Below are 4,522 nucleotides of genomic sequence, written 5' to 3'. Positions count from 1 at the left end.
GAGTTTGTGAGTTTGTGAGTTTGTGAGTTTGTGAGTTTGTGAGTTTGTGAGTTTGTGAGTTTGTGAGTTAAAAGAAACAAAATGTCAGTTTGAGCGATAGTCGAGAACGATTTATTCTATACAAAACTTATTTAATCCAACAGCTCAAAATCCCGACTTAAGTCGGCGTAAATAAAGAGAACGCCTCAAGGCGACTGGTTATATTCACAGCGGCAGAATTCATTCCGCCATATGAAACGTACTGATGTTATGTAAATGAATTAAAATAAGCTTAGATTTTTATAACAAAAAGATTCCACATCAAGTGCAGAATGACAAGAAAAAAATAAGAAATTGGCAAAACACAAAAAACATAAATCATCACACAAGGGAAGCGACAAAGGCGTTACTGCCAAAAAACACCTGGGACAACATTTCCTTAAGGATGAAAGTGTCGCTCTTAGAATAGCTGATGTGTTATCCTATGAAGGTTATGACCAAATATTAGAAATAGGTCCAGGAACTGGTGTGCTTACTAAACATGTAATTAGAAAAAACATGAAAGTTACCGCACTAGAACTGGATAGTGAATCAGTGATATATTTAAAACATAGTTTCCCGATAGAACACGCTAAGATTGTAAATCCTAACACCTTTCAAGTCATAGAAGCAGATTTCTTAAAAAAGGATTTGAAGGACATTTATGGTGATCAACCATTTGCCATTATTGGAAACTTCCCATATAATATAAGTACGCAAATTGTTTTTAAAACCATAGAAAACAGAACGCAGATTCCTGAATTTGGCGGGATGTTTCAAAAAGAAGTTGCACAACGCATTTGTGCGCCGCACGGCTCTAAAACCTATGGTATTCTATCTGTTCTAGCACAAGCCTATTATGAAGCAAATTATGTGTTTACTGTAGGTCCAGAGGTTTTTAATCCACCACCACGAGTAGATAGTGGAGTTTTATTTTTAAAACGTAGAGATAATTATGATAATCTCACTTGCTCCTACTCTATTTTAAGACAAGTGGTGAAACAAGCCTTTCAACAACGTCGCAAAACCTTAAGAAATTCTTTAAAAACCATGAATCTACCTGATGAGATGCGTGAAAAAGAAATCTTTAGTCTAAGACCAGAGCAAATAAGTGTAGATGCTTTTGTGGAGCTAGCTACTGAGATTGAGAAACTTTAAAGTTTTAAGCCTGACAGCAAGTTTAATTTCAAGTTCGGTTTCAATTTCTATTACCACTATATTTGCACTAAGCACTTAACTCATGCAGTTTAATATCACTAAGGATTTTCTAGAAGAAATTATCACGCTCATAGAACGTGATGACAGTGCGCGTCTTGAACATATTCTAGAAGAATTGCACTTTGCAGATATTGCAGAAATTATCGATGAGCTCAATCTAGAGCAAGCCGTTTACATCGTTAAGCTGCTAGATTCTGAAAAAACGAGTGAAGCTCTTATGGAGCTCGATGAGGACCAGCGGGACAGAGTTCTTAACGCTCTATCACCTAAGGAAATAGCAGACGAGCTCGATGAAATGGATACTGATGACGCCGCAGATATTCTTAACGACCTTCCAGATAACATCGCAAAAGAAGTTATCTCTGCAATAGAAGACTCTCAGCATGCAGAGGATATCGTGGACTTACTGCGCTATGAAGAAAATAGTGCTGGTGGATTAATGGCTAAGGAGCTCGTAAAAGTAAATGAAAACTGGACCGTAACAGGTTGTGTGAGTGAAATGCGTGCTCAAGCAGAAAATGTAACTAGAGTACACTCCATTTATGTGGTAGATAATAACGATAAATTAAAAGGACGTTTATCTCTTAAAGATTTACTCACTAGCTCAGAAACCACTCCTATTAAAGAGGTTTGCAAACCTAAAGTGGACTATGTTACCGTAAACACCACTGGTGAAGAAGTAGCACGTATTATGCGTAAATATGACCTCGAGGCCATTCCCGTAGTAGATGAACTAGACAGGCTGGTAGGACGTGTCACCATAGATGATATCGTAGATTTTATTACTGAAGAGGCAGAAAAAGACTACCAGCTCGCCAGTGGTATCTCTCAAGATGTTGAGGCAAATGACAGCATCTGGGACCTGACCAAAGCACGATTACCATGGCTAGTACTAGGACTAGTAGGTGGAATAGGTGCTGCAGCGATTATGGGTGGATTTGAACACCTTATTAAAGAATATGCAGTACTATTTCTATTCACACCACTTATTGCTGCGATGGCAGGAAATGTAGGCGTTCAGTCCAGTGCGATTATCGTTCAAGGTATTGCAAATGATGATTTAAAAGGTAGTATAGGGAATCGATTGATTAAAGAAATGCTTCTTGCCATGCTTAATGGTGTGATTCTCGGCATTTTGTTATTTGCATACACCTATTTTGCTGAGCGTGAATTTTTAACCTCGCTCGCCATTTCAGTATCGCTTTTTGCAGTCATCATTGTTGCTGGTCTAGTAGGAACCTTTGTTCCTCTTGCCCTACATAAAAGAGGTATAGATCCAGCACTAGCCACCGGCCCGTTTATTACTACGAGTAATGATATTTTTGGAATTTTAATATACTTCATTATTGCCAGGGCGATTATAGGAATTTAGGAAAAGGTTATCTTTATTAATCTCGCTTTCGCGAAAGCGTAACACACAAACTCACTGCATGAAAGCTGCCAGCGCTAAAGAACTCAAAGACGAACTTAAATATAAGGACGAAAAAGAGCTCCTAGAAATTGTGCTGCGGTTGTCTCGTTTTAAAAAAGAAAACAAAGAACTACTTACTTATTTATTATTTGAATCGCATCACGAAGACGATTATATAGATGCCATAAAAGCGCATATAGACGAGCAATTCTTAAATATCAACACACGTAACATTTACTACGCAAAAAAAGGAGTACGTAAAATTTTAAAAGAAGCTAAAAAATATATACGCTATTCAGGTCATAAAGAAACAGAGGTTTCTGTATTGATTCATTTTTGTAAACTGTTACAGGAGTTTCAACCCTATTATTCCCAGAGTAAGGTGCTTAGGGATATTCATGAACGACAGATCGTGCTCATAAAAGTACGTATAAGCACACTACATGAAGATTTACAGTACGATTATAAGCAGGAACTAAATATGATAGATTACTAGGTAAAACTGAAATCGAACTCGAAAAGAAATAAAGCAACACCTAATCAAAAAAGGTCTTCTCATCAGGATTTGAAAAGTTGAAACAATGTTATTTTAAGATCATATTTTTATAAAAACCCTATTTTTAAACTATGAAAGTACTTCACCTAGATGCAAATCATGATGTTCTTGCTGAGATGCTGGAAGCGGCTGGTTTTCAAAATCATCACGATTACAATTCTCCCAAAGAAGATATTTTAAAAACCATTGCAAACTATGATGGCCTTATCGTGCGCAGCAGGTTCCCTATAGATGAACCTTTTCTTAAAGCCGCAAAAAACTTGAAATTTATAGGTCGTGTAGGTGCTGGGTTAGAGAATATAGATCTAGAAGTTGCTCAACGTCTTAATATAGCTTGCTATAACGCGCCAGAAGGTAATCGCAATGCGGTAGGTGAGCATGCGCTAGGGATGTTATTATCACTTTTTAACCACATGAATCGAGCAGACCAGCAGGTACGTAATGGAATATGGCTGCGAGAAGAAAATCGCGGCCTGGAACTAGAAGGGAAAACCGTAGGATTAATAGGTTATGGGAACATGGGTAAATCCTTTGCTAGAAAACTCTCTGGATTTGATTGTGCCGTTATTTTTCACGATCTTAAAGATGGATTGAGTGATGAGAATGCACGCCAGGTTTCTTTAAAAGAACTACAAGAAAAAAGTGATGTCTTAAGTTTACACACGCCACAAACACCGCTTACCATGAACATGGTAGACAAGGAGTTTATTGCTGCTTTTAAAAAGCCTTTTTACCTGATCAATACAGCGAGAGGAAAATCTGTGGTTACGGCAGATCTAGTAGAGGCACTAGAATCTAAAAAAATACTAGGAGCTGGGCTAGATGTGCTAGAATATGAAAAAAGTTCTTTTACATCACTATTTGATACCGATATGCCTCTAGCTTTTAAAAAACTCTTAAAAATGGATAACATAATTTTAAGTCCGCATGTAGCTGGATGGACCGTTGAGTCTAAGTTCAAACTCGCAGAGGTTATTGCTATTAAAATTATTAAAAATCATAAACCATGAAAGCAAAAGTCACAGGAATAGGCGGTATATTTTTTACCTGTAAAGATGTTGCAACCACAAAAGCATGGTATGAAAAACATCTAGGTTTACCTGTAGATGATTATGGGTGTACATTTTTTCAGGCAAATGATGTGGAATTAAACCCTAAAGCTAGCCAGCAATGGAGTCCTTTTAAAAGTGATACGACCTATTTTAATCCAGACGATCAGGAGTTTATGATTAATTACAGAGTAGATGACTTAGTACGTCTACTCAAACAATTGAGCAATGCTGGAGTAGAAATAGCAGGAGAAATACAAGAGTTTGATT

General features: G+C 37.2%; 5 protein-coding genes. All 5 read left to right on the top strand.

The genetic code is table 11. The features are described 5' to 3' along the window. Positions 1–333: 333 nt before the first annotated feature. Positions 334–1,176, top strand: a complete 843-nt coding sequence (rsmA, locus tag ACTF48_RS10825) for a 16S rRNA (adenine(1518)-N(6)/adenine(1519)-N(6))-dimethyltransferase RsmA (RefSeq protein WP_438963175.1) — start codon at positions 334–336, stop codon at positions 1,174–1,176. 82 nt (positions 1,177–1,258) lie between these two features. Further along, the gene (gene mgtE, locus ACTF48_RS10820) at positions 1,259–2,608 is read left to right on the top strand and encodes a magnesium transporter (protein WP_438963174.1); all 1,350 of its coding nucleotides are present in this window, start codon (positions 1,259–1,261) and stop codon (positions 2,606–2,608) included. Between the two features lie 58 nt (positions 2,609–2,666). Further along, positions 2,667–3,143 (top strand): hypothetical protein, encoded by a 477-nt coding sequence (locus tag ACTF48_RS10815; protein WP_438963173.1) that lies wholly within the window; start codon positions 2,667–2,669, stop codon positions 3,141–3,143. Positions 3,144–3,274: 131 nt separating this feature from the next. Then, positions 3,275–4,213, top strand: coding sequence for a 2-hydroxyacid dehydrogenase (locus ACTF48_RS10810; RefSeq protein ID WP_438963172.1), 939 nt, complete (start codon positions 3,275–3,277; stop codon positions 4,211–4,213). Continuing rightward, the coding region (locus ACTF48_RS10805) for a VOC family protein (protein ID WP_438963171.1) at positions 4,210–4,522 on the top strand (313 nt) is incomplete at its 3' end. The genes ACTF48_RS10810 and ACTF48_RS10805, both read left to right, overlap by 4 nt.

Source organism: Nonlabens sp., from assembly GCF_965660805.1.
Classification (GTDB): Bacteria; Bacteroidota; Bacteroidia; order Flavobacteriales; family Flavobacteriaceae; genus Nonlabens.
The sequence above is the reverse complement of the archived record's forward strand: the minus strand, read 5'-3'. Positions and strand labels throughout refer to the sequence as shown.

What these genes read in the sequence shown, in the direction of transcription:
- mgtE (WP_438963174.1), top strand. Translation starts at nt 1,259, where the DNA reads ATGCAGTTTAATATCACTAAGGATTTTCTAGAAGAAATTATCACGCTC.
- ACTF48_RS10815 (WP_438963173.1), top strand. Translation starts at nt 2,667, where the DNA reads ATGAAAGCTGCCAGCGCTAAAGAACTCAAAGACGAACTTAAATATAAG.
- ACTF48_RS10810 (WP_438963172.1), top strand. Translation starts at nt 3,275, where the DNA reads ATGAAAGTACTTCACCTAGATGCAAATCATGATGTTCTTGCTGAGATG.